Annotated in this window: 19 protein-coding genes and 1 pseudogene; 9 read left to right on the plus strand and 11 right to left on the minus strand. The window is 41.1% G+C overall.

Features of this window, described 5'->3' with window-relative positions:
- Positions 1-108: 108 nt before the first annotated feature.
- Positions 109-3039, plus strand: a complete 2931-nt coding sequence (uvrA, locus tag RMY31_RS36360; protein WP_322658216.1) for an excinuclease ABC subunit UvrA — start codon at positions 109-111, stop codon at positions 3037-3039.
- A gap of 27 nt (positions 3040-3066) precedes the next feature.
- Here the strand turns inward: uvrA and RMY31_RS36365 are convergent, their stop codons facing one another.
- The 3 genes from RMY31_RS36365 to RMY31_RS36375 all read right to left on the minus strand — a co-directional run bounded on the left by RMY31_RS36365 (position 3067) and on the right by RMY31_RS36375 (position 5584).
- Positions 3067-4632, minus strand: a complete 1566-nt coding sequence (locus RMY31_RS36365; RefSeq protein WP_322658215.1) for an HNH endonuclease family protein — start codon at positions 4630-4632, stop codon at positions 3067-3069.
- A gap of 314 nt (positions 4633-4946) precedes the next feature.
- A complete protein-coding gene (locus RMY31_RS36370; RefSeq protein ID WP_322658214.1) occupies positions 4947-5348 on the minus strand; it encodes a type II toxin-antitoxin system VapC family toxin in 402 nt (133 codons plus the stop codon).
- Positions 5349-5374: 26 nt separating this feature from the next.
- Entirely contained in the window at positions 5375-5584 is a 210-nt protein-coding gene (locus tag RMY31_RS36375) for a hypothetical protein (RefSeq protein ID WP_322658213.1), read from the minus strand.
- Between the two features lie 142 nt (positions 5585-5726).
- On the opposite strand from RMY31_RS36375, the gene RMY31_RS36380 reads away from it, so the two are divergent.
- Entirely contained in the window at positions 5727-6269 is a 543-nt protein-coding gene (locus RMY31_RS36380) for a Uma2 family endonuclease (protein WP_322658212.1), read from the plus strand.
- 16 nt (positions 6270-6285) lie between these two features.
- Here RMY31_RS36380 and RMY31_RS36385 read toward each other — a convergent pair whose 3' ends face one another.
- Positions 6286-6486, minus strand: coding sequence for a hypothetical protein (locus RMY31_RS36385; RefSeq protein WP_322658211.1), 201 nt, complete (start codon positions 6484-6486; stop codon positions 6286-6288).
- Between the two features lie 446 nt (positions 6487-6932).
- On the opposite strand from RMY31_RS36385, the gene RMY31_RS36390 reads away from it, so the two are divergent.
- Positions 6933-8621 carry an alpha/beta hydrolase gene (locus RMY31_RS36390; RefSeq protein ID WP_322658210.1) on the plus strand — a complete coding sequence of 563 codons (1689 nt, stop codon included), beginning with the start codon at positions 6933-6935 and terminating at the stop codon, positions 8619-8621.
- A gap of 140 nt (positions 8622-8761) precedes the next feature.
- Here RMY31_RS36390 and RMY31_RS36395 read toward each other — a convergent pair whose 3' ends face one another.
- Entirely contained in the window at positions 8762-9340 is a 579-nt protein-coding gene (locus RMY31_RS36395; protein WP_322658209.1) for a hypothetical protein, read from the minus strand.
- A 569-nt stretch (positions 9341-9909) separates the two neighbouring features.
- Between RMY31_RS36395 and RMY31_RS36400 the strand changes: the two genes are divergently transcribed.
- On the plus strand, positions 9910-10788 hold the full coding sequence (locus RMY31_RS36400; protein ID WP_322658208.1) for an SDR family NAD(P)-dependent oxidoreductase: 879 nt from the start codon (positions 9910-9912) through the stop codon (positions 10786-10788).
- 217 nt (positions 10789-11005) lie between these two features.
- Positions 11006-12508 (plus strand): glycosyl hydrolase family 57, encoded by a 1503-nt coding sequence (locus tag RMY31_RS36405; protein WP_322658207.1) that lies wholly within the window; start codon positions 11006-11008, stop codon positions 12506-12508.
- A 645-nt stretch (positions 12509-13153) separates the two neighbouring features.
- Here the strand turns inward: RMY31_RS36405 and RMY31_RS36410 are convergent.
- Complete coding sequence (locus RMY31_RS36410; protein ID WP_322658206.1) at positions 13154-14008, minus strand: lysophospholipid acyltransferase family protein; 855 nt, start codon at positions 14006-14008, stop codon at positions 13154-13156.
- An 813-nt stretch (positions 14009-14821) separates the two neighbouring features.
- On the opposite strand from RMY31_RS36410, the gene RMY31_RS36415 reads away from it, so the two are divergent.
- Together RMY31_RS36415 and RMY31_RS36420 are read left to right on the plus strand one after the other, a co-directional pair.
- Positions 14822-15682: a diguanylate cyclase gene (locus tag RMY31_RS36415; protein WP_322658205.1), complete on the plus strand. Its 861-nt coding sequence runs from the start codon at positions 14822-14824 to the stop codon at positions 15680-15682.
- 295 nt (positions 15683-15977) lie between these two features.
- Positions 15978-17408 (plus strand): IS110 family transposase, encoded by a 1431-nt coding sequence (locus RMY31_RS36420; RefSeq protein ID WP_409879707.1) that lies wholly within the window; start codon positions 15978-15980, stop codon positions 17406-17408.
- A 4-nt stretch (positions 17409-17412) separates the two neighbouring features.
- On the opposite strand, the pseudogene RMY31_RS36425 reads toward RMY31_RS36420, so the two are convergent.
- From RMY31_RS36425 to RMY31_RS36435, 3 genes and pseudogenes are all read right to left on the minus strand, one after another.
- Positions 17413-17829: pseudogene (locus RMY31_RS36425) on the minus strand (Uma2 family endonuclease); the annotation flags it as partial.
- Between the two features lie 38 nt (positions 17830-17867).
- Positions 17868-18998: an aldo/keto reductase gene (locus RMY31_RS36430; protein ID WP_322667284.1), complete on the minus strand. Its 1131-nt coding sequence runs from the start codon at positions 18996-18998 to the stop codon at positions 17868-17870.
- 223 nt (positions 18999-19221) lie between these two features.
- Complete coding sequence (locus tag RMY31_RS36435) at positions 19222-19719, minus strand: bifunctional nuclease family protein (RefSeq protein WP_322667286.1); 498 nt, start codon at positions 19717-19719, stop codon at positions 19222-19224.
- Positions 19720-20057: 338 nt separating this feature from the next.
- Here RMY31_RS36435 and RMY31_RS36440 point away from each other — a divergent pair, with 338 nt between their 5' ends.
- Positions 20058-20738, plus strand: a complete 681-nt coding sequence (locus tag RMY31_RS36440; RefSeq protein ID WP_322667288.1) for a riboflavin synthase — start codon at positions 20058-20060, stop codon at positions 20736-20738.
- A 97-nt stretch (positions 20739-20835) separates the two neighbouring features.
- Here the strand turns inward: RMY31_RS36440 and RMY31_RS36445 are convergent, their stop codons facing one another.
- Positions 20836-22506: a M23 family metallopeptidase gene (locus tag RMY31_RS36445; protein ID WP_322667290.1), complete on the minus strand. Its 1671-nt coding sequence runs from the start codon at positions 22504-22506 to the stop codon at positions 20836-20838.
- 266 nt (positions 22507-22772) lie between these two features.
- The gene (locus tag RMY31_RS36450; protein WP_322667292.1) at positions 22773-23585 is read right to left on the minus strand and encodes a biotin--[acetyl-CoA-carboxylase] ligase; all 813 of its coding nucleotides are present in this window, start codon (positions 23583-23585) and stop codon (positions 22773-22775) included.
- A gap of 70 nt (positions 23586-23655) precedes the next feature.
- On the opposite strand from RMY31_RS36450, the gene pgeF reads away from it, so the two are divergent.
- Positions 23656-24474, plus strand: a complete 819-nt coding sequence (gene pgeF / locus RMY31_RS36455) for a peptidoglycan editing factor PgeF (protein WP_322667294.1) — start codon at positions 23656-23658, stop codon at positions 24472-24474.
- Positions 24475-24559: the final 85 nt, after the last annotated feature.

Consider the following 24559-nt stretch of genomic DNA (forward strand, 5'->3'; position numbering starts at 1 on the left):
ATCTAGAGCATACACTATTTAAAACAGTACTCTTGTTCTACTATAAACAGATTAAAGATAGTATTATTAAGGACTGTTTCACGGGAAACTCCCTCTCAGCCAGTTAATATGTCAGAAAAACAGCTAGCAGCATCTTTAAACGGGCATCTTCCGTACTCCAGCCAAAATAGCCTGAATACTATCCGTATTCGGGGTGCTAGGCAGCATAATCTGAAAAATATTGACTTGGAATTGCCACGCGATCGCCTGATTGTGTTCACTGGCGTTTCTGGTTCGGGTAAGTCTTCCCTAGCGTTTGACACAATTTTCGCTGAAGGCCAACGTCGCTATGTAGAATCCCTCAGCGCCTATGCACGACAATTTTTAGGACAATTAGATAAGCCGGACGTGGAGGCTATTGAAGGTTTAAGTCCGGCGATTTCCATTGACCAAAAGTCTACCTCTCATAACCCTCGTTCGACTGTAGGGACGGTAACGGAAATTTATGATTATCTGCGGCTGTTATTTGGGCGGGCGGGTGAACCTCATTGTCCGCTATGCGATCGCTGTATTTCTCCCCAGACCATTGATGAAATGGTCGATCGCATCATGGAATTACCAGACCGTACTCGTTTCCAAATCCTCGCCCCTGTTGTTCGGGGTAAAAAAGGGACTCACCGCAAGTTGTTATCGAGTCTGGCATCCCAAGGTTTTGTGCGCGTGCGCGTCAATGGCGAAGTCCGAGAATTGTCAGATTCGATTGAATTAGATAAAAATTTTACTCACACAATTGAAGTGGTAATTGACCGCCTCGTGAAAAAAGCTGGTATACAAGAGCGTTTAGTCGATTCACTTTCTACGTGTCTCAAACAATCAGGTGGTATTGCTAACATTTTAGTCAGTCTGTCGTCTGAGGAACCCTCCCCTAACCCCCCCTTGGCAAGGGGGGGTGCCGAAGGCGGGGGGTCTGAAAACGAACAAGAATTAGTATTTTCCGAAAACTTTGCTTGCCCAGAACATGGGGCGGTGATGGAAGAATTATCGCCGCGATTATTCTCATTTAATTCACCTTACGGTGCTTGTCCTCACTGTCATGGACTCGGAACTTTAAGAAGATTTGCGCCGGATTTGGTCGTACCTGACCCAGAAGCGCCAGTTTATGCTGCGATCGCACCTTGGTCAGAAAAAGATAATTCTTATTATTTGGAATTACTCTATAGTTTAGGACAAGCTCATGGATTTGAGTTGCAGATAAATTGGAGCAAGCTGACAGAAGAACAGCAGCAGATTATCTTACATGGCGAGCAAGAGGAACGAACCAAAGAGAATAAAAAGCAGAGTTTTAAAGGGGTAATTCCTATATTGCAACGGCAGTATGAGGGCGGATCGGAGCTAATTAAGCAAAAGTTAGAGCAGTATTTAATCGATCAGCCGTGTGAGGTATGTGAAGGGAAACGGTTAAAACCGGAAGCGTTGGCGGTACGGTTGGGACAATCGCGAATTTTAGATTTGACTGGAGTATCAATTCGAGATTGTCGGCAGAGAATTGATGAGTTAAAGTTGAGCGATCGCCAGTTTCAAATTGCTGATTTAGTACTTCGAGAAATCAAAGCGAGATTGCAATTTTTGTTGGATGTCGGCTTAGATTATCTCACCCTTGACCGTCCAGCGATGACCCTTTCTGGTGGAGAAGCCCAACGAATTCGTTTAGCAACACAAATTGGTTCTGGTTTAACAGGAGTTCTTTACGTTTTAGATGAACCGAGTATTGGTTTGCATCAAAGAGATAATGGACGGTTGCTCAAAACTTTAACTAAATTGCGCGATTTAGGTAATACCTTAATTGTGGTAGAACATGATGAAGAAACAATCCGCGCAGCAAACTACATTGTTGACATTGGCCCTGGTGCAGGAATTCACGGCGGAAATATTATTGCCCAAGGTGATTTAGAGGCGTTACTAACAGCAGAAAAATCCTTAACTGGTGCATATCTATCAGGAAGAAAGGTAATTACTACCCCAAAAGAACGTCGAGAAGGTAATGGGCGAAGTTTAATAATTAAAAATGCCCATCGCAACAATTTAAGAAATATAGATGTAGAAATTCCACTTGGTAAACTGGTCGCCGTCACTGGTGTTTCTGGTTCTGGTAAATCAACTCTGATTAACGAATTACTCTATCCATCACTGCAACACCATTTAACTAAGAAAGTTCCTTTACCCAAAGATTTGGATAAAATACAGGGTTTAAATGCTGTTGATAAAGCAATTGTAATTGACCAATCTCCTATAGGACGCACCCCACGTTCTAACCCTGCAACTTACACAGGCATTTTCGATGCCATTCGGGATGTATTTTCGCAAACAGTAGAAGCCAAAGCCAGAGGTTATAAACCCGGACAATTTTCTTTTAACGTTAAAGGTGGACGTTGCGAAGCTTGTAGCGGACAGGGCGTGAATGTTATTGAAATGAATTTTCTCCCAGATGTTTACGTGCAATGCGAAGTTTGTAAAGGTGCAAGATATAACCGTGAAACTTTGCAAGTAAAGTACAAAGATAAATCTATTTCTGATGTTCTCAACATGACAGTTGAGGAGAGTTTAGACTTTTTTCAAAACATTCCTAAAGCTGTCGCCCGTTTGCAAACTTTATTTGATGTGGGTTTGGGTTATATCCAATTGGGACAACCAGCAACTACCTTATCTGGTGGCGAAGCGCAGCGTGTGAAATTGGCAACAGAATTATCTCGACGTGCGACAGGAAAGACACTTTATTTAATAGATGAACCGACAACAGGTCTATCTTTTTACGATGTCCACAAATTGTTAGATGTGTTGCAACGTTTGGTGGATAAAGGCAATTCAATTTTAGTAATTGAACACAATTTAGATGTGATTCGTTGTTCTGACTGGGTGATAGATTTGGGGCCAGAAGGTGGCGACAAAGGAGGAGAAATAATTGCTGTGGGTACGCCAGAGGAAGTTGCAGAGAATCCGAGGTCTTATACTGGGCAATATTTACAGCAGGTGTTACAACAGTATCCTGCTATGAAAAAGTAGCAAGCGCGTTACACTTTACTAAAATATTTAGTTTTTAAATGTTGTATTACAGTATAAGTGAGTCAGTTGTGCGTTATCTAATGTACCCAGCCCACCATCAGCCTTTCTTTGAATGTGGTCAATGGAGTTAAGACGACTGGGGATATAGCCACCACAAATTTTACATCGTGGAGAACCAGGTAAAGCATCTCTGATGAAAGCTGCTGCCTTTGTCTCTCGTGAGAATTCTTTACTTTGTATATCATTTGTATTACTTTTTGTCTTAGCTTTTAAAGAACCAAAATCTTTTTCGGCTATGATGTCCTTAATGACACTTTTCTTATCTATTTTCTGAAGTAATTTATCAATAATTTTTACATAAAAATCTTTAACCTTTTCTTTTGCCTTAACTGCATTTCCATGTTTGCTAACTATTTGTGGAACCATATCATCTTGCCAAATTACCCATTCAAAGTCTTTTCGGACTTCTATAAATTTAGAAAAATATTTTGTTTTTTCTAAATGTAATATTAAGGTTACGATGCCATAAAATGAACCAATTTTGGGCTTTCCGGCGCTAGTGTAAAAATATATAATTGGGTGCAAACCCAAAGATGATGGATGATTACTATTTATTCTCTGAACTACCTTTTTACAATTTTTTAGCAGTTCTAAGGTTTTATCTCCTGTTGTGTCTTCTCCCAATTGATCGTCTACGTCTATACCATTAACCATATTTACAAATTCTAATATGACTTCAAGTTTTTCAGCAGTCGATAGATTTCCTACTATCGGTACGTCTAGAGTTTTAATAGGATTTTTCAGTTTAGGTTCAAAAATAAGTTGATGGATCTCTTGGGCTAGTTCTTCAATCTCATTTTGTTTTTCTTGTGAGAAGTCTGACCAATACTTGTGACCATTACCACTTCTCATAATTGCACGAGCAGCAACACCATTAGGTGTTTTTCGTGCTTTTAATAAACGCATTTCAGTTTCACCAATGGGTGCTGCTTTCTGGTTAATTTTGAAAAAAGACGCTTCTGCCTTTTCTGAATCACCCTCAACCCACTGAAGCTGGATACCTAAAGCTCCTAAGTTTCTTGCTCTATCAAGAAATTTCTGATCTACTTGTCCTTGATGCTGTGTTAATGATTGATAATCCTTGTAAGAACCAATAGTTGCTTTAATTAGTTTCCTTACCTCTAGAGCAGCGGCTTTTTGCTCTTCTGTAATGTCTCCATCATAAAATTCTTTGGAAATTTTACCATCACCATAGTCATCATTTATCCAGGCTATTAGAGAACTGAGCCGATGGGAGCCATCAATTACAAAATAATAACTACTAGAACTTCTCCAAAGAATGACAGAGGGTATTAAATCACCATCTAAAAAGCTTTCTATAAACTCACATATTTTCTGAGCTTCCCACTCATTAGTTTCTCTCTGAAAATCAGGTTTACGCAAAAAGGGATAGAAAAAAGAACTTTTTTCTAGATCGCGAATCGATATCATAGGAATATTTCTACCTATGTTTTGACCTTGTTGCCCTTGTACTTCAAATGCTTCTCTACAGATGAGGGCATCTAGGCTCACTTTTGGACTGTCCTTTGGCATTTTCTCTGTCGCTTTAGCTACTTTTTATAATCAACTATGTAATTTAGTATACAAAAAAATTAATTTATCAACATAAATTAGGTAAGACAAAATGAAGGCTTACCCAACGTACCCGTAGTTATGTATCTAATGCTTAAGAGCGATCGCCTACTTCAAAATCAACAAGTTTGCATCAAGATTAAAAAACTTCGCCAAAGCCATAGCATGTTCTTCAAAGATTTCTAACTGACCATTCATGACTTTAGCCACAACTTCATCAGAACCTAAAATTTTCTTCAGTCATCAAACTCATTCTCGATTGCGCGAATGGTGAGTTACCAGATAACATTTACTCCTGATAAAGGCATCTTGGAGTCTCGACTAATCAGAGGTAAACCCAAATGCTTAGCAGTGGCTGCAATAATTCTGTCAGGCATATCAGGAACACTATCTCGTGGTATTGTTGCCAATGCTGCAACTATCTCGTCTGTGAGATTCGATAGAATTAACCCACTAGTACCAGCTATTAATGCAGTATCTAGCTGAAGCTTCATATCTGCTGATATACGCCCTTTTTCCTGTAAGTAAACAATTTCTACAAGACAAATTGTTGGGATGTAAATAATAATCTCACCGCGATCGCACTGTTCAAAAGCCTGGTTAGCAGCAGGACTAAGACGCGGACTATCTTCTAAATACCAAATTAGAGCATGAGTATCGTCCACCAAATCAGACATCAAACATCCTCACGAGGGAAGTTTGCCTACATTTGCTGTCTTAGTTCTGTAATATCTGACTCAGTTATATTACTACCCTTCCACAGTCCCCTTAAAGAACTTCGTGGATTTGATTGAACTTTTGTCAACTCTCTTTCGATTTGGGGTGCAACTTGCTCAATCAAGCGCACTTTATCTACTAATGAAAGCTGCTTTACTAATTCAAGAGCTTCTTCTAACGTTACTATTTTCTCCATGTTGTCTTACTTCAGCTTTTATCAACAGCATATCATCATGACTAAAGTGGTATATCGTGCGATCCTGACCTCAGCGCGATCGCACCACTTTGCTCTCTTCTTTTAAGCTTATACTTGAACTAAATCTTGTCTCCACTACACCATGAAGACCTTAGCAAAGTGGACAATAGAAGACTACCACCGGATGATAGAAGCTGGTATATTATGCGATCGCCAAGTGGAGTTATTAAACGGAGAAATTGTAGAACTGACCCCAGAAGGGCCGTCCCATACATTTTATGGTGAAGAATTAGCAGACTATTTGCGTTCTTGCTTAACTGGCCAAGCGTTGATTAGAGAAGCTCGACCAATCACATTAGCAGATTCTGAGCCTGAGCCAGATATTGCCATTGTGAAACCACCGCGAGAAAATTACCGCGATCGCCACCCCGACCCTGAAGATATTTTTTGGGTAATTGAAGTTTCCGAATCAAGTTTGAAAAAGGACTTGGAGTTGAAAAAACAAATATACGCAACAGCCAACATCCAAGAGTATTGGTTAATAAATCTAAAGTCTAAGCAATTAATTGTGTTTCGTTCACCAACAGGGACTGACTATTTATCAAGACAGGATATCAGTCAAGGTTACATAGCACCACTAACATTTCCTACAGTCCAAGTTTTAGTTGAGCGGTTACTAGCTTAATTTAAGGTTCAAAAAATTAAGCTTCACCAGAAGTCTCGTTAGCTGGCGGTTGTAATGGTTTAACCACAACGCGACCATTTTCAACCACAGTACAATTTTTAACTGCGCTCTTGCTGTGGTGAACTGGAACATCCTGACACTGGTTTTTGTGGGAGATGTTTTGCTCCTGTTGTTGATTAAGGATAACAACACTACAGGCGCATGAAGGTAACGACATATCAGATACTTTGATCTCTAGATCTATTATCGCACTGCTAATTTCATTTGCATGAAAAATTTACTACCTGTACTTTGAGAAATAGGCGAACTCTTTAACTGTCATAGCAAAGCTTAAGATTTTACGTTTGAGCTTAGTCATTCAACTTGCTAAAACAATTTAAAAGCCAGCGCATAATTTATGGCTGTTCTTAATTGTATTCAACACAAATATTCATAGAGGCGTAAAGCATAGCATTTTGTAGTGTAATATACACAACCGAGACCTTTATATTTCAGCGCGGATTATTGCGTATATCAAAGATTGTGGCTGTAAGTACTTGCTTTAATGTACTCATAACTTATTTGATATATGTAAACCTAGTACATAGGAAAGCGGCACAGATCCCGCCCCGTTTTCCTCACCAGCCAAACTTGTTTGGAGGGCGTAGATTGCGGGTTTTGCAGATGAAAAAATTTTTGAAATACCTAAGTTTAGGTCTGCTATCTACGTTTCTGACAGCTACTCCCGGACTGGGCGCTGAACGCATCAGCTTTTTTTACCCTCCTTTTGGCGAATTTTCTTTGTCTGTGGACTCGCTAGAAAAGTTTGCCAAAGAAGGCAAAATCGATGATGACTTGGGATTTTATGCCAGTCGTGCGACTCCTCAACAACTTGCTCAACTGCGAGAACTACTTCAGCAGCGTTTCAATATCACTCCAACCCTAGTATCTCAAGTTACCTACTCGCCTATAGGTGAAAGGTTAATGCAGCGTTTAGGAAATTTGGTGCTGACTGAATCTCGCAAAAATGGTTTCTATGCCTTACGCGGTGCTTTGATTGTGGCTGCTGCTGATAAAGAAGGCTTAACAATTGTGAATTTACTACGCAGGTATCCTAGCGAAACTGTACGACTGAATTTCACAGAAGGGCTAAAGATAGTCGGCGATCTGTCAGAATTGCTTAAAACACGAGATAAAGTTGTTGCTTCTCTGCAAAAAGCATCGATCGCCCAAGCTGCCACTTCTAATATTGACTTTTCCCAACAACCAGATTTGCGAGTGCCTGGAAAATTCAAGTGGGATAAAAAATCCCTGGAACTGAATGATGTTTCTCGCGATCGCCGTTTGCCGGTGGATATCTATTTACCTCAAGCAACACCAGAGAGTGGTGGAGGATCTCCCTTTCCTTTAATTGTGATTTCTCATGGGATCGCCTCAGACCGCTATGCCTTTGCCTACTTGGCTGAACATCTGGCATCTTATGGCTTTGCGGTTGCTGTACTAGAACACCCTGGTAGTAATGCCGAACGCATTCAGCAATATTTTGTGGGTTTGGCTGCCCCACCAGATGCAACGGAATTTACCAACCGACCTTTGGATATTAAATATCTCCTCGATGAACTCCAGCGCCGAGAAAAGTTCGATCCCACCCTCCAAGGCAAACTAAATTTTCAGCAAGTCGGAGCGATCGGTCAGTCATTTGGAGGTTATACAGTTTTAACTTTGGCAGGAGCAAAGATTAACTTTGACCAACTCCAGCGAGACTGTAATCCTGATAATTCAAACTTGAATTTGTCGCTGATTTTGCAATGTCAAGCAACTGAGTTAACCGCGACAAATTATCCGCTTAACGACGATCGCATTAAGGCCATCATTGCGATTAATCCCGTTGACAGTTCCGTTCTAGGTCAAACCGGGATCGGTCAAATTCCAGTTCCTGTGATGTTGGTGGCTGGTAGCCAAGATATTTTCGCCCCACCAATATCTGAGCAGATTCGCCCTTTCACATGGCTTCCTAATCCCAATAAGTACCTAGCTTTAATTGAAAATGCCACCCACTTTACCGCCATTGCAGATTCTCCTGCTAATAATGGTGTGTTACCTGTACCAGCTAGCTTACTAGGCCCCGACCGTACTCTTGCCTATTCTTATCTCAAAGCCTTAAGTGTAGCTTTCCTAGAAACTCATCTTCTCAACCGCCCTGAATACCGCTCTTATTTGCAACCATCTTATGCCCAATTTATCAGTCAAGCTCCCCTCAATCTCACTTTGTTACAATCGCTGACCGCAGATCAGTTGACTCAAGCAGTTAATGAACCAACTCCTCAGTCTGCCAAACCACTACAACTTAAATTGATCCCTACCCCACGTTAGGTCACAATAATTTTTATCTTGATAAGTAGAAAGCAGTCCCAATGAAAAAATTTTATCGCCAAGCATGAAAAAGGGACAAGGGAGAAATTCCCCCTACACCCTCTTTCAAGGCAGAAGGGAAAAGCCGCAATAGCAGTGGGTTAATTTTGATGACCTCTTAAGTAAAACCGAAAGTACCCAATCCAGTAAAACAGGTTAACTATCAGTAGTAAGCCTCTGCTGAGGTGCGATCGCATAGTCATAAAAAGATAAATACTTGTCAGAAATACTAACAAAATTTCCACCAAAGCTACGATACTACCGTAATGTTTGCGATCCCAGTAAGAAATAGGACTGATAAAGCGGTAATTACTAAAAGGAAAAAAGTGCCGATGGGCATCGTTATTATGGATAGGTAAGTCTAAAAGGCAGTGTAGCAATACACTGATGAATCCTACTTCTAGTAATTTCCAACTCAAAAAATGGGCAATAACTATCCCAATCACTCCTAAAGGAATAGAGTGAAATGCACTGAAAATAGCTTGCCAAGAAGGTTGATAATATACTTCTGACCAAATCTGGTACGGTGGCAGACGATACCCAAATTTCATCAAAAAGTAGAATAAAAATATTGGAATATCAGGCAAGATTGCGCCAATAAAAATTGCCCGATTTGCTTGAGTTTGTAATTGTTGATTGATAATAAACAGATTGAGAATGGCATGGCTGGGAGTATTCATTACAAAAATCTAGTGAATCTGCTGACGACAATCCGCTCTGCAATGTTTCCCAAACTATGTGTCTTTTCTATGTCTGAACTATGACTTAGGTGTAACAATTTCTAGGTTATTACAGATTTTTTTACTGATTGTCAAGAAACTTCGATATTTATCTAGTGGTATTCATAAAAACTTATTTGCCAAATTATTTCTTATATATATAATGTTTGTAAAGAAGTATTAAGAAATACTTATTAAAAAATATTGCAATACCTTGATTTAATTGTTAACGTGTGTATGGCAGCGGTACTGGTGATTGCTCTAAATCTAAGAGAGGTAAACCTATGAGCTATATCCATTCAGTCAATTGCGTGAAGTGTTGATTTTCAATCTGGGAAGCGAGGTTAATCTGATTTGTATGAGCAAAATGCAGATTAGCCCAGGAATGTCTCGTTGCCAAAGACTTATTGACGTTTTGATTTCAATGACAACTGATGTGTCTTACCCTGACCGGGATGCAAGTAGCTCTGGTTCGTCTGTTGGGAATAACTAAGAGTACGGTAAGACGGAGATTTTGGAGGTAAAAACCGATGAATATTCAAGGTAAAGTTGCCCTAATTACTGGGGCTTCCCGTGGTATTGGACGAGCGATCGCTCTGGCATTGGCGCAGCAGGGCATGAAGCGGCTGATATTGATAGCACGCGATCGCCACAAGTTAGCCGAGGTAGCAAGCGTTATCGAGGCGATGGGTGTGGAAGTTGCGATCGTACCAGTGGATTTAAGTAAACCAATAGAGGTAAACGTTGCTGTTGCTCAAGTTTGGCGCAGTTATGGCCCTATTCATCTACTGGTTAATTGTGCAGGTGTAGCATACCAAAACTCGTTTCTGCAATCGAAACTATTCCAAGTTCAAGAAGAACTTTCTGTGAATTTATTAGGGATGTATACCCTTACCAGTCTCATAGCCCGACGTATGGCCAGCCAAAGGCAAGGGACAATTGTCAATGTATCGAGCTTAATGGGGAAAGTAGCTGCACCGACGATGGCGACTTATTCAGCCACGAAGTTTGCAATCTTAGGGTTTAGCCAAGCTTTGCGTCGGGAACTAGCCCAATACAATATCCGAGTAATAGCATTACTACCTTCTCTCACCGACACAGACATGGTGCGCGACTTAAAATTATTTCGCTGGGTGATCCCGATGACTCCCCAGCAAGTAGCTGAAGCATTCATCGCCGGATTGCAAAAAGATGCACCAGAAATTTTAGTCGGATGGCAAAGTCATTTAGCTGTGTGGTGTCAACGCCTCGCCCCGTGGTTACTAGAAATGATTTTACGGATTGCAACGCCGCCAGCGCCAAACAAGCAGCTGGAGGAAAAACCGAGTTTCTTACATCGAATCCAGTGTTTCAATGATTTTTGGCTATCCAGAAACATAGATTCATTGGTGTCTGCACTTAAGTTCTGAGAAATAAATCTTTAGAAGCGATCGCCAAACATATACCATCAAGGCGATCGCATTGTTTATCCTTGGCTCAGTACAACAATTCATTAGTTGGTAGGGAAAATCCTCAGCGTCCCTCTGCGTTTAAAAACGCCACCATTTTATGCATTAATTAGAATTCACGTCTGCACTCAAGATAAAGCGATAGAGTGTAAACATAAAATTTCAGCTTTTATCCTTCATGCTGTCCTTGAATACCACAGATTTGCCAGAAATTATTGATGGCTTGCCAAATATTTCTGGATGGGAGAAAGAAGTTCTCTCTGTCGTCAACCATGATGCACCTATATTCTTACCCTCAACCAATATTAAGTTAGAGGATGTGAATGCAGTATTTGCGATCGCCTTGCACATGCACCAGCCAACTATACCCGCTGGACATGGTGGTTCGCTCATTAGCAATCTGCAATATATGTTTGAACATCCCAACGAAGGGGATAACCATAATGCCGGGCCATTTGCCTATTGTTATAGCCGTATGGGGGAATTCATTCCCGAACTCGTTCATCAAGGTTGCAATCCACGTGTGATGCTGGATTACTCTGGGAATCTGTTGTGGGGACTCAGGCAGATGGGACGCGACGACATCATAGATAACCTCAAGCGGATTACTTGCGATCGCACCTATCAACCTTATGTAGAGTGGCTGGGTACAATGTGGAGCCATGCTGTTGTTCCTTCCACTCCTATACCAGACATTAAATTGCACATCATAGCGTGGCAACAGCATTTTGCAGCTATTTTTGGTTGGGAAGCACTAGCGCGAGTCAAAGGATTTTCTCCGCCAGAAATGCATTTACCAAATCATCCTGATACCCTATTTGAATTTGTTAAAGCACTCAAAGAATGTGGATATCGTTGGCTACTCGTACAAGAACATTCTGTAGAAACGATTAATGGTGAATCTCTCACCTACAAACATTTACCACACCGTTTAATTGCTCGTAATTCCCAAGGCGAAACAATTAGCATCACAGCCTTGATTAAGACCCAAGGTTCAGATACTAAATTAGTTGCTCAAATGCAGCCTTATTATGAAGCCAAAACTCTATCTAAACAACAATTAGGGAGTATTTTTATCCCACCAATAGTTAGCCAAATTGGTGATGGTGAAAATGGCGGCGTGATGATGAACGAATTTCCCAGCGCTTTTAAACAAGCTTGGTCGGATATGGTGCATAACGGCGGAGGAAAATCTGGCGTTGTTGGAGTGTGTGGTACAGAATATTTAGAATTAATCGAGGCTGCTGGTTGCAAACCTGAAGAATATCCAACTTGCCAGCCAGTGGGACAATATCAAATTTGGCAGCGAGTCTCACCAGACAATTGTCAGCCTGAAGCTGTAGAAACAGCCATTGGAGAATTAAAGCAAATTAATCCAAATTTTCACATGGATGGCGCTTCATGGACAAATCATATCAGTTGGGTACAGGGATATGAAAATGTTTTATCTCCAATGAATCAACTTAGTAGTTTATTTCATAAAAAACTTGATAAATTGACCTCGACTGACATTGCCGAAAGCATTACTAGAAAATCTGATTATCGCAAGATTCTCTTACACAACTTGTTACTACAAACAAGCTGTTTTCGTTATTGGGGACAAGGTGCTTGGACTGACTACGCGCGGGAAATTTATCAACGTGGCGAAAATTTGCTGCAAACCACAACTTTGGGAGACTAAAGTTAGGAGCAGGCGGAGCAGAGGGAGATGGGATCGTGGAAAGACGCGATGAGCAGTTCGTTGCGGTGAATCAGCGTTCTTGGCGGGGTCTCCCTCCGGAGCCATTGCGGTGAAGCATTTGCTGTCTTGGCGGTGCGAAACTCCAAACCTTTGCGCCGATTGATGTACATCAAATATAAGCGCACCCACCCAAAACTTGAGCAGGAAATTTTATAGTACATTTAAACTATAAATATCATCAGGGCAATAAAGGATGCGATCGCATAAAAAAATAAATTTCCTCAGTGAGCGATTTTCTTATAATCAAGTTTCTTGGGATAAAAAATGATGACTGAATCTCAATGAAGGATGAATTTTTGTCAATTATTGTTGAGAAAATTTTAATAGTTAATCTCTCAGAAATGAAATAAATTCTCACATTTTTTTAAGCTTTTTACTATCAGCTAATATTTAGTTTTATCAAGCATTATACCATCAAACATAGCAAGCATAATAGTTAAATTGAAACTTTTGACAAGTTAATCTGGATGATTCAACAATATATTCAAAGACTGGTCAAAATTCGCAGCTTGCAGAATAAAAAGGAGAAAAAGAATTTTCAAAATATTTAATTTTAGTAGATTGGAACGAGAAAATATCTAGAGGTCAGGTAGATTTATAAGTATCTCTAACTAATTTATCTAACTCCTGCTGCATTTTTATTTGAACTAATTCATAACAAGCATTCACATAGTTACGATCTCTAGCTGCATCTTTGCCATATCTTTCAAAAGTAATTGGATTACAAATACGAGTATGAATTTGCACAGGTAGAGGTATATTAGGTAGAGGGCCAATAGACAATCCCCAAGGTAAACCTAAATAAATCGGAAAGACTCCTGGGTCTATTTGATAAAACCACGGCAATCCCCACTCATTCAATTGTTTTACTAAATCATAACAGTCACATAAAACAATCAAGGTGTCATGAGCACCTACTGATATCAAAGGAATGATTGGAACTTCTTGTTTTAAGGCTAGCTTGATAAAGCCTTTATGACCAGCTAAATGAATTTTATGGCGTTGACTGTGAGGACGAAACATATCATATTGTCCTCCTGGATATACGAGTACGCTAGCACCCATATCAAAAGCAGCACTAGCCATTTTTGGATGTGCGATAATGGCCCCTATTTTTTGAGCTAGTTCGGCTATTTTTGGACTTACTTGCCAAGCGTAAGGATGCATTAAACCGTAGACCAAACGCTTAGTTCCAAATCTATAAAACCAATCGTACATCATCATTACTAGGTCGGGAGAAGCCATTCCCCCATTATGAGAGCCAACTAGTAGTACTTTCCCTTCTGTTGGTATGTGATGCCATCCGTCAGTTTTTACTTGAAAGTAATAACGGTAAAACCATTCCCATACAGGCATTAATAATTCAATAAACTGAGGATCTCGCTCTGTTAATGACCAACCTGGTACACAGCTAGATGTATTTATCACTTGATTACTCATAAGTACTGGACTCACCGGACTGCTCCCTTTGCCTTCCGTAGCTGCCTCAACTAGCTCCATTTTAGGACAAGGCTATGCAGCAACCTTTGATGTTGGGCTTCGGATTGCGTGATTTGAGTACAGGACTTGTGACAACTTTCCATTTTGGCAGCGAAAGCTATTTATCTATTCCGCGATCGCGGTAGCCTGAAAGTAGGTAAGTAGCTAAAAAAGCTAATATTATCACTGTTCATAATGATGGTATGCTACTTCGGTTAAATATAACTATATGTCATGGCCGTCGTGTTGCTTAAAGTAACTTGATTATTGAGTCTTTTCACTTGTATATATAGTTATTCTTGGGCTGAGCTTACCTTTCTGAGTGGCTTTGATTATACATTTTTCAGTTCATATCCTATTTGAATAATAACCTCAACAAGAACCTTAACCCTTGTGAAACATAGATTACTAAGGTTTTTAATGTAACTTTTAATTAATATAAATTTCAGAATAATTACTTATTATTAAATTTTATCCGCGTCTTTTTAACCTCTGGGTTATACTTTAGTAGTAAGGGTTTAAAAGTTCAAGCTACCTTACCATGCAAGTATCTTTCTCTACATCCATTTAGTTAAATAAATCACTGCTAAGTTATAGTGATGCAGAGATTACAGAGAGAAAAAATTTTACGAGTCACCTGGAAACGGCTATATTAATAATTTTAATTATTGACAACGCAGGCAAGATGTGGTTCGGTGAGAAAACAGCCGAAACGGAGTGCGTTCAGCACCCACAAGAGACTGCATATAATGGTGCAGTTAAAATGAGGGGAATATGTATTTAATTAAAATATTAGACGCAAAGCCGAAATCATTCTCAATATTACTAAGTATCTGCCTGATTGCTCTGATAGGCTTGATTGATTATCACATACCACCAGATATTTCTGTATCAATTTTCTATTTATGTCCTATTGGACTCGCTACATGGAAAGCAGGTAATTGTACTGGTTTATTAATCTCAATTATTAGTTCTATAACATGGTTTATAGTTAATCCCAGACCAATAAATTACTATTCACACTTTTTAGTACCTTACTGGAATACAATTGTTAATTTAGCTTTTTTCCTATTTACTAATTATTTAATCTCTGAACTTAAATTTACATTAAAAAATCTAGAAAAACTGGCTCGAACTGATGCTTTAACTGGATTAACAAATAGAATGTTTTTCATGGAGCTAGCCAAACATGAAATTAATAAAGCTCTAAGGCATCAAGAAACTTTGACATTTGCTTATATAGATATTGATGATTTTAAAAAAATCAACGATCAATTTGGACATAATGTTGGGGATAACCTTCTCTGTTTAGTAGCTGAGGCTTCTAAGAGTACCCTACGTAAAATTGATATTATTGCGAGAATTGGTGGTGATGAATTTGCTATTTTACTACCACGAACTAGCTATGAATCAGCAGAAATAGTACTGCATAGAGTCCAAAGACTTCTTTTAGAATCTATGAATCAAAAAGGTTTTTCAGTAACTGTTAGTATTGGTGCTATTACTTTTAACAATCCTCCAAATTCGGTTAGCGACATGATAGAAAAGGCAGATAATTTAATGTACTTTGCCAAAAAACAAGGGAAAAACTTGTTGCAGCACGAATTATCAGTAACTTTACAGGATGCTACTTAAATATTTCTGACCCTACGCAATGTGTTTCTTAAAAGCAGCCCCACTGGCGGCGCACCACCCGTTATGAATGAAAGAAACAGTGTTGAATGGGACTGATTAACAGATAAATTTATAAGTGTCCTGACAGTTAAGACCGAAGTCTCAATAGTGTTTACAAAGCCTGATTGAAAGCATGGTTCTGGGTTTTATGGTTATGACATTGGTGAAGGAGTATTTTCCTATCCCGTTTCAGAGATTATCTATTATTACCGACCCAGGTCAGGACATATTTTAATCATAATATTGGGATACCAAGATGAAATTGTCACCAAATCAATCTCAAAATCAGTCTAGCAGACAAGAAAAAAGACTTGAGCGTTCTAGAGCTTCATATTTAGAGCAGATAAATGAGAACGCAGCAGGGATTGATTTGGGTAGCGCAGAACATTGGGTATGCGTTCCTCCTCTAACAGAGGAGAAAAATGTGCGACGATTTGGATGTTTTACTCCAGATTTAATCGCAATGGCAGATTGGTTGACTCAATCTGGGGTGACAACTGTAGCGATGGAGGCAACAGGAGTATATTGGATTCCAGTATTCCAAATATTGGAAGCAAGGGGGTTTGAGGTCAAACTGGTAAATGCTCACCATTTTAAAACAGTACCAGGACGCAAAACAGATATTTTAGACTGTCAGTGGTTGCAGCAATTACACACTTACGGCTTATTATCTGGCTCATTCCGCCCTGAAGACCAAGTTTGCGTCTTGCGTAGTTATATTCGCCAAAGAGAATGCTTAATCAAGAGTGCTGGAACCCATGTGCAGCGAATGCAAAAAGCACTTATTCAAATGAGTTTACATTTAAATCAGGTTATTAGCGATATTACTGGTCTAACCGGAATGGCAATTATTAGGGCAATTGTAACTGGTGAGCGAAACCCACAAGTATTAGCTAAACTTAAAGATCCTCGAATCAAAAGCAGCACAATAGAAATTGCCAAAGCCTTAACTGGGGATTATCGCAATGAACATGTGTTTGTTCTGAAGCAAGAATTAACCCTTTACGAGGTTTATCAACAAGAGATTACCACTATCGATCAAGAAATTGAAAAATGTTTGGCATCTTTTGAAGCTAAAGTTGATGACGAACCTCCTCCAAGCAAAAGAAAACGCAGAAAAAAGCCAACAGGCAACAATCCAAATTTTGATTTACGTCAATATCTTTACAAGATTGCAGGGGTAGATTTTACCCTTATAGATGGTCTTGATGTTTTAGCTGTACAAACAATCTTGTCAGAAGTTGGATTAGAAAGAGGACGTTTTCCAACTGTCAAGCACTTTTGCTCTTGGTTAGGTTTATGTCCTAGTCAAAAAATTACTGGTGGGAAAGTTAAAAGTTCCCAAACTCGTCCTGTTGTCAATCGTGCGGCAAAAGCATTTCGCATGGCAGCTTTTTCTCTAACTCAAAGTCGTTCCGCTCTCGGTGCTTTTTACAGACGCTTACGATCCCGCTTGGGTGCCCCAAAAGCCATCACTGCTACCGCCCACAAATTGGCACGCTTATTCTACCAAATCTGGGCAACCACAGGACAATATACCGACCCTGGTATGGACTACTACGAGCAAAAATACCAAGAACAAGTTCTTAAGAATCTCAGGAATAAAGCTCATGCTCTCGGCCTTGAACTTGTGCCAATTTCGCAAGATACGCAAAATACTCCATTCTTTTCAACCCTTGCTACATAAGCCTTACGCAAAGTGTTTCTTCAGAGGTAGGAATTGTTCGATAAGCCTCAAATTTATCTTCGCGATCGTAGCCTTTTGTAGATTGAGATAAGACTTCAACAATCACCTGTGGATTCACAATTATGTCTGTGCGGTTGTTGAAATACTCTGGTTCGCCCGCCAAAATCATCACATCTGGATATGTGTAGATGCGCTTTTGATGTATCCACAGACGAACATCACTCATACAAACTCGGTAGTTTTGCCTTTTGAAAGCAAAATTCAACTCACTACTTAAGTTAAGTGCTATTTGGTTATGATTTAGGGTTCCACCTACCATTGGAATTATTTGCCCGTCAAGATATTCGCTTTTGTAGTCAGCAGCTTCCTCTAGTACCAAATATTCCTCTGGTGTGTAGTATCGCTGTTCTGTTACTTGCATATTTGTATCGTCCCATCAAATTAATTTTTAATTGTTATTTATCCCCACAGTTTCCTACCAGCTTTCCCATTTAATCTCTCATGGGCATCTTCCAATAAAGCTGGAATATCTAACTTTTCCGGACAGCGAGGTAAACAGTCACCGCATTCTGTGCAGCGATTAGCTTTCATTCCAGGAAACCAATGACCAGCATTTTCAAACATTCCGTAGCGATATTGTCCATAGTCGGTCATATTGTATGATACTGCCAAATTTCGTAACCGTAATACTTCTGGAATATTGATATTTTCCGGGCAGGGTAAACAAGCATAACACTGGCTGCACTTATCAGTTTCTAAAGCTGCTTTTTGATGCTTTTCTAACCGTTCCAAAGCAAAAATTTCTGCTGATGTTAACTCACCATCACAGTCAGCAACCCGTAAAGGTTCCATTAATTCGTCTGCATTTGCTGGCCCTACACTCAAGGTAGTAATGCGGTTGTCACTCAGCAAAAAGCGATAGTTTAATTCTAAGGGGGAAAACGGCTGACACAGATCTTTTAAAGTTTGAGATGGCGTGTATAAGCGTCCTCCCTTATCAGCAGGGGAAATTATAAAAACGCCCATATCTTTTTCAGCAGCTAGCTGAATCGCTAGTGCGTTGCGTTGAAAGAAATAGTAATAATGCAGATTGACAAATTCAAAAAAATCTGTATTGATCGCCGCCAGAATCACCTCTAATGGCCCGTGGGTGGAAAAACCTACGTGTCGCACTCGGCCATCAGCAACGGCTTCCTGGACAGCTTCCATACAGCCATTTTTGGCTTGCACCCATTCTAGATGTTCCCTGGTGTTTAAGCCATGAATTCCCAAGCAATCTAAATAATCTAGATTTAATCTTTCCAGGGATTCATCAATGTACCGACGCATACTGTCAGCCTCGGCTGTGGGCGGGATTTTGGTGGTTATGTAAAGCCTCGTTCGGGATACTGACAAACCACCTTTGATTGCCCTACCAAGAAACTCCTCACTTTTGCCGTAACCTCTGGCTGTTTCTATGTGATTAATTCCCAGCGCTAAAGCTTTGGCGATCGCCCCTTCAGCATTTTCGGCATCAGCCAAGTAGCGCATGGTTCCTAGAGAAAAAACCGAGAGGCGTAAATTCGTTTTTCCAAAGCGTCGGTATTGCATTGCTTAAGTGCTGAGTCCTAAGTGAAGAAATAATTTTATCTTCATCTCTTCTTTAAGATTTACGCAAAATCATTGAAAAATGAACAACAAAAGACATAAAGAAATAGGGATGAAAGACAAATTAGACTTAAGACCTATTTTTTATTCTTTACTCAGCACTCGGCAACGCCACTTGCTCCACTTGGGGAGACCCCAAGACCGCAGTGGCTCCTCAGCACTTTTTTTAGCTGTCACCATTACCGAAGCGCTTAATTAAATCTTCGGGACGGAGATTGGAGATAAATTCACGGAAGGCTTGCTGTTCTGCTTCATCAGCGTCGCGATCGACAGGAATTGAAGCATCGGCCACCACTTCTTCCATTACCCAAATAGGGGTATTAGTACGGAGGGCGACGGCGATCGCATCGCTAGGACGCGCGTCAATTTCTTTTTTGACTTCGCCTTGCTGAACAATCAAAGCTGCATAAAACGTATCCTTTTGTAAAGAATGAATAATAACCTTTTCTAGAGTCATGTTCCATGTTTCTAAAATATTCACAATCAGGTCGTGGGTTAAAGGTCTGGGAGGCTTTTGATTCTCCAGGGCGCTCATAATTGCCCTAGCTTGTTCTTGACCAATATAAATTGGCAAAGCACGCCGATCTGAGGCATCTTTCAAAAGTACGATCGGGCTGCGGGTGATGGCATCTAATGCTATACCAGCGACTTTCATTTCAATCATTGGCTAAGCCTCTACAATCCTTTTAGCGATTGGACGCGTCGTAACAATTAATACGTTTTTGGGTAAGTATTGGACAGGAATAAACATAAGCATTGTTCTCTATAATTGCTTCTATTAAACTCCGAACTTGTTGTGAACACCAGAGTAAGTCAAATTGGTCTATCTAGACAATAACCTTCTTAACCAAGTATGCCTTGTGAAGGATGCGAATGTGTTAAGATTCCTAATAATTAATTCAGTCAGAAATTATACTTAGATTGTTAGACATTATTGTGAGAATTACCAGTTGATTTTAGGCAAAATTAGGCAATAAATAGAGTTAGTTTTACAAAAGAGCCGTGTTTACAGGATTAATCCAAGCATTAGGAACAATGAAACCCTTAGGGGGCGATTCTTGGCAAATTACTTGTGTAAGTCAGTCATCTGTTGTTATTATGCAGGATTTGGCTTACGGTGACAGTGTAGCTGTAGATGGGGTTTGCCTGACAGTGGAAGAAGTTTTAAAAGATGGGTTTATTGCCACTGCTTCACCAGAAACTCTACGCCGGACGACTCTGGGAAGCGAGCAAACACACCAGAGATACGTTAACTTAGAAGCCTCGCTGCGGGTGGGCAGTAAACTTGGCGGTCATTTTGTAATGGGCCATGTAGACGGCATAGGTCGATTGTTAGGAGCAGAACAAACGGCTAGCTCTTGGGAAATGACCTTCACTGCATCCGAGGCGATCGCGCGGTACATTGTCCCCAAAGGTAGTATAGCTGTAAATGGCATCAGTCTGACGGTGGCTGCCTACGAACCAGAACTATCTCAGTTCACAGTGGCAGTAATTCCCCTCACCTATGCCGAGACAAATCTCCGCTATCTTGTCCCTGGCAGTTTAGTAAATCTAGAAGGAGATATTCTAGGCAAATACGTAGAAAAATTCCTTTACCCCGCTAAAACGAATCACAAAGCAGTAGATGAGGTCAGTTTAGATGCTATTACACCCGCATTCTTAACAGAACACGGGTATTTGTGAGGGATTGGGGATTGAGGATTAGGTATTAGAGATTGGGTACTAAGAAGAAAAACTAATTTTGTGAACTAAATTCTTTCCCAGTCCCCAGTCCCCAGCCTCAGCTGCCTGGTCGCTGTATCACCTGGGCTGTATGTAAGCTATGTACCAACTGACCTAGGCCTGCCTGTAATTGCACGCTTGGGTCAACAGCAACCCATCCATCTTGTGTCAGGTGACGGACTTCAAAGTGTAGGTGAGGTCCTGTGGAGTTCCCGGTGCTGCCAACTCGCCCAATCACAGTTCCTGGTTCTACCCATTGACCGGGTTGAACAAAGATTTCTGACATATGACCGTAAAGGGTTTGTTGAGCAGAAGTGTGCTGAATGACAACAGCTAAACCATAGCCACCCATCCAGTCAGCAGATTCTACTTGACCCTTGGCAGCTGCCAAAATTGGTGTTCCCATCGCCGCACCCAAATCTGTACCAGCGTGGAAGCGTTGACCGCCTGTAATTGGATGAGTCCGCCAACCAAATAAAGAAGTAATAGGAGCGGGTATAGAAAGCGGATAAACCATCCCTGTACCGCCACCATAGGCGATCGCACCACTGAAGGGGATTTGCGGCAATACTGATGCCAGTGCGAAGTCGTAAGACACGGTGCTGGGGCGGGGTGCGACGTTACCATCTGCCATTGGTGGGGGCAAAGTACCAGCACTCGGTGCAATCGGAGATGCACTCACTCTGGTGGTGAAATCGTTAGGGTTAGGAATAAATCTATTGGGACGATATGCGCTCTTAGTGTCACCAGTAGCAACGCTACGAGTAGCACGCCATCCACTGTTTTTGCCAGTAGCAGCTATCTGCCGGACTGGTGAAACGGTTGCTAACTGAGCGTTTTGACTTTTTCTGATCCAATTAGGTGCTGGTTTGCTGTTAGTATCTGCTAAACGCCGATCGCGTGAGGGTGTTTTGGCACAAATACCACCTGATATACTTTGCCCGGACGGCAAAATAGCTCGACAACCACTGGAACGTTCTGTGAGTACTACGGAGTTAGGTGCTTGATAAGTAGCCGTAGTATCAGTGTTGTAATTTGTGGGGTCAATGTAGGAATTATTATAATCCTTTGTTTTCCCTGCCGTTGTAATATTAGGACGGTTCGAGTTGTTTGATGGTCGGGCAACTTCAGGAAGTTTCTCAGGTAAAGAGCGAGGAGCAATGGGTTTAGCTACCTCAATTTTCGGTGTTTCTTCTCTGACACTTGCTTTTGGCTGGGATTCAACTTTGGGTTTTCCTTCACTGACACGGACTGGAGCGACTCGTGAAGTTTGTGCCTGGGTTGCTGACTTTCTCACACGAACTACAGGCTCAAAAGACTCGATTTTGGATTGAGATTGTCTAACAGGCGCTGTTGTTTGGGAAGTCTCTATTTTGGGTTTAGACTGTCTGACTGGCGCTGTTGATTGAGAAACTTCTGGCCTGCGTAATTTCTTTGTGAGTGTGGCTCGCCGTTCGGAAAAATCCGGTTGGGGTCGCACTGTTTTTGGTGCAGCAGTATCTTTTTTTACTAAGCTTGCAGCCGCTGTAGGCTGGGAATTTTCAATAGTAGGAACTATGTTATCTATTTGTGTTTCCGTTTGAGCATAGACTAAGCCGCCGCTGAGGAGGCTGACACTACTCAACAAACAGAGACTTTGTGCTGGTAGGTTATAAGCTAAGCGTCTTGTGCTTAGACCTCGCTGCCATAAGTAGTGCAAACGGTTAGAGGCATTGTTGCGCTGCGTCATTTTTTCTCTCAGTTTTTTCTAGAGCAATCCTAAAGATAGACGTATTTACATTTCTGCTGATTCAATTGAAGTTGCCTTCGGTTTCACATTTTTTAAAGTTATCCGATAGGAGTTACTGCCAAACCATGACTTTCGTCACGATCTAGGAGTTTACTTTTCCGTACTCCAGCATTAATCATTTCGCGGATTACTCCATAATTAGTCTCAAGAGATGATATCTGTGGTTTGTCTTGCCCAATGAGCAATATTTTAAACAAACCTAACAGTTAAACAGAAGACTTGCTATATCCCAAACTGATTATACCGGGTTCAACTGAAATTTCAGGTTTTATGAGTTCATCTGTATTATCGGTTGCCATTCTTAACTGAAGATTTCCTTGAGAAGTTACTCCAACTACAATGCCTGCATGACTGTTGATGTATACCCGATCGCCTATGTTGGTCAGCAAGTCTAAATAGCGAGACAAGAGTATGCTTATTCCTTCTTGGGAAAGGCACTGCATACCGGATTCTATTCCCTGTAAAACTGTGCAGGTTAGCATTTCTAGACAAGAGATTGGTTTAGTAGCTTGGGCAGCTTGCCATAATTCCAAATTGATGCCGGTTTCCGGTACTGGGTTTGCCCAGTTAATGCCAACGCCAATCACTGCTTGCGCGATCTGTCCGTGGCTGACTTTAGTTTCTGTCAAGATGCCGCCTAGTTTGCGACCCTCTAAGACTAAGTCGTTGGGCCATTTAATCCCAACACTTACTCCGCACTGACGCAACTGTGCAGCAATTCCCCAAGCACTTGCCAAAGTGAGTTGGTGGCTCGCACTAGCTTCTAGTTTAGGAGCGATCGCTACCGAAAGATATAATCCTCCGGTATGAGAAATCCACTGCCGACCCCACTGTCCTCGTCCAGCAGTCTGCTGAGTGGCAATCACCACAGAACCAGCCTCAGCCCCTTGGTGAAGCAAGTCCCAGAGAATTTGATTAGTTGAGGAGACGCTTTCAAAAATATGTAAAGAAAATGGTAAATAATCAGACTTACGCTCCGCTTTCAGGGAGGCTTCTAATATTTGTCGATCGAATCCCACAGCAGTTTCCCCAAATTGCGTTGTTCAAGTTAGCATAAATTGGCTGATTTCTGTTTAGGTTTGGTTAAAGATGCACACTTGGCACTGGCACAATTGGCAAGGACTACCCTACCTGACTTGTAGTCTCTTAGAACATTGGTATCACGGTTTTTTTACTCACCATTTTTGGCTGCGATCGCCACAAGAATTAACAACAGTGCTGCAACCAGAAGCATCAGCTTATCGCTTAAAGCAGGTACATGGCAATACTGTTTTCACCGCACGCGAAATTGACAGCATGTTGAGTGTCGGTGGGAATGACCTGGAAGGAGAAGGTGATTCTGCCCTAGCGTTAGCAGATGGTTTAATCAGCGAACAGCCTCTCCAAGCATTGTGGGTAGCTAGTGCAGATTGCACGCCCGTGTTAATTGGGGATGTGAAAACCGGACAAGTGGCAGCACTACACGCGGGATGGCGAGGTACAGCAGCCAAGATTGTCCCCCAAGCGATCGCTCGACTCAAAACCCAAGGCAGCAATCTGGATGATTTAAGAATTGCTATGGGGCCAGCGATCGCTGGTGAAGTATACCAAGTCTCAATTGAAGTGGCTGCTGAAATCGGGGCTAGCATCATACCACATGAAGACCAACAAAAGATTGTACATGCATTACACGAGCTACCAAATTCACCTTTACTACACGACACAGAGCCAGGAAAGGTAAGGCTGGATGTTCGGCGGGTGAATGCCTTACAGCTAGAAAGTTTGGGGATTAGTGCAGAACAAGTAGCGATCGCGCCTTACTGTACTTATCAAACTCCAGAGCATTTCTTTTCTTACCGCCGGGAACAAGAGAAAAAAGTTCAGTGGTCAGGAATTGTCAGTGGTAAAAAGGGTGTGGTTGTTGACTGATGACGGATGAACGCCAGTTTGCTTCAAGTCGCTTGGTGCAAGAAGTCAGTTGTCCTGCGTTTGATATTTTTGTTACTTTCAAAAT

Source organism: Dendronalium sp. ChiSLP03b, from assembly GCF_034531165.2.
Classification (GTDB): Bacteria; Cyanobacteriota; Cyanobacteriia; order Cyanobacteriales; family Nostocaceae; genus Dendronalium; species Dendronalium minutum.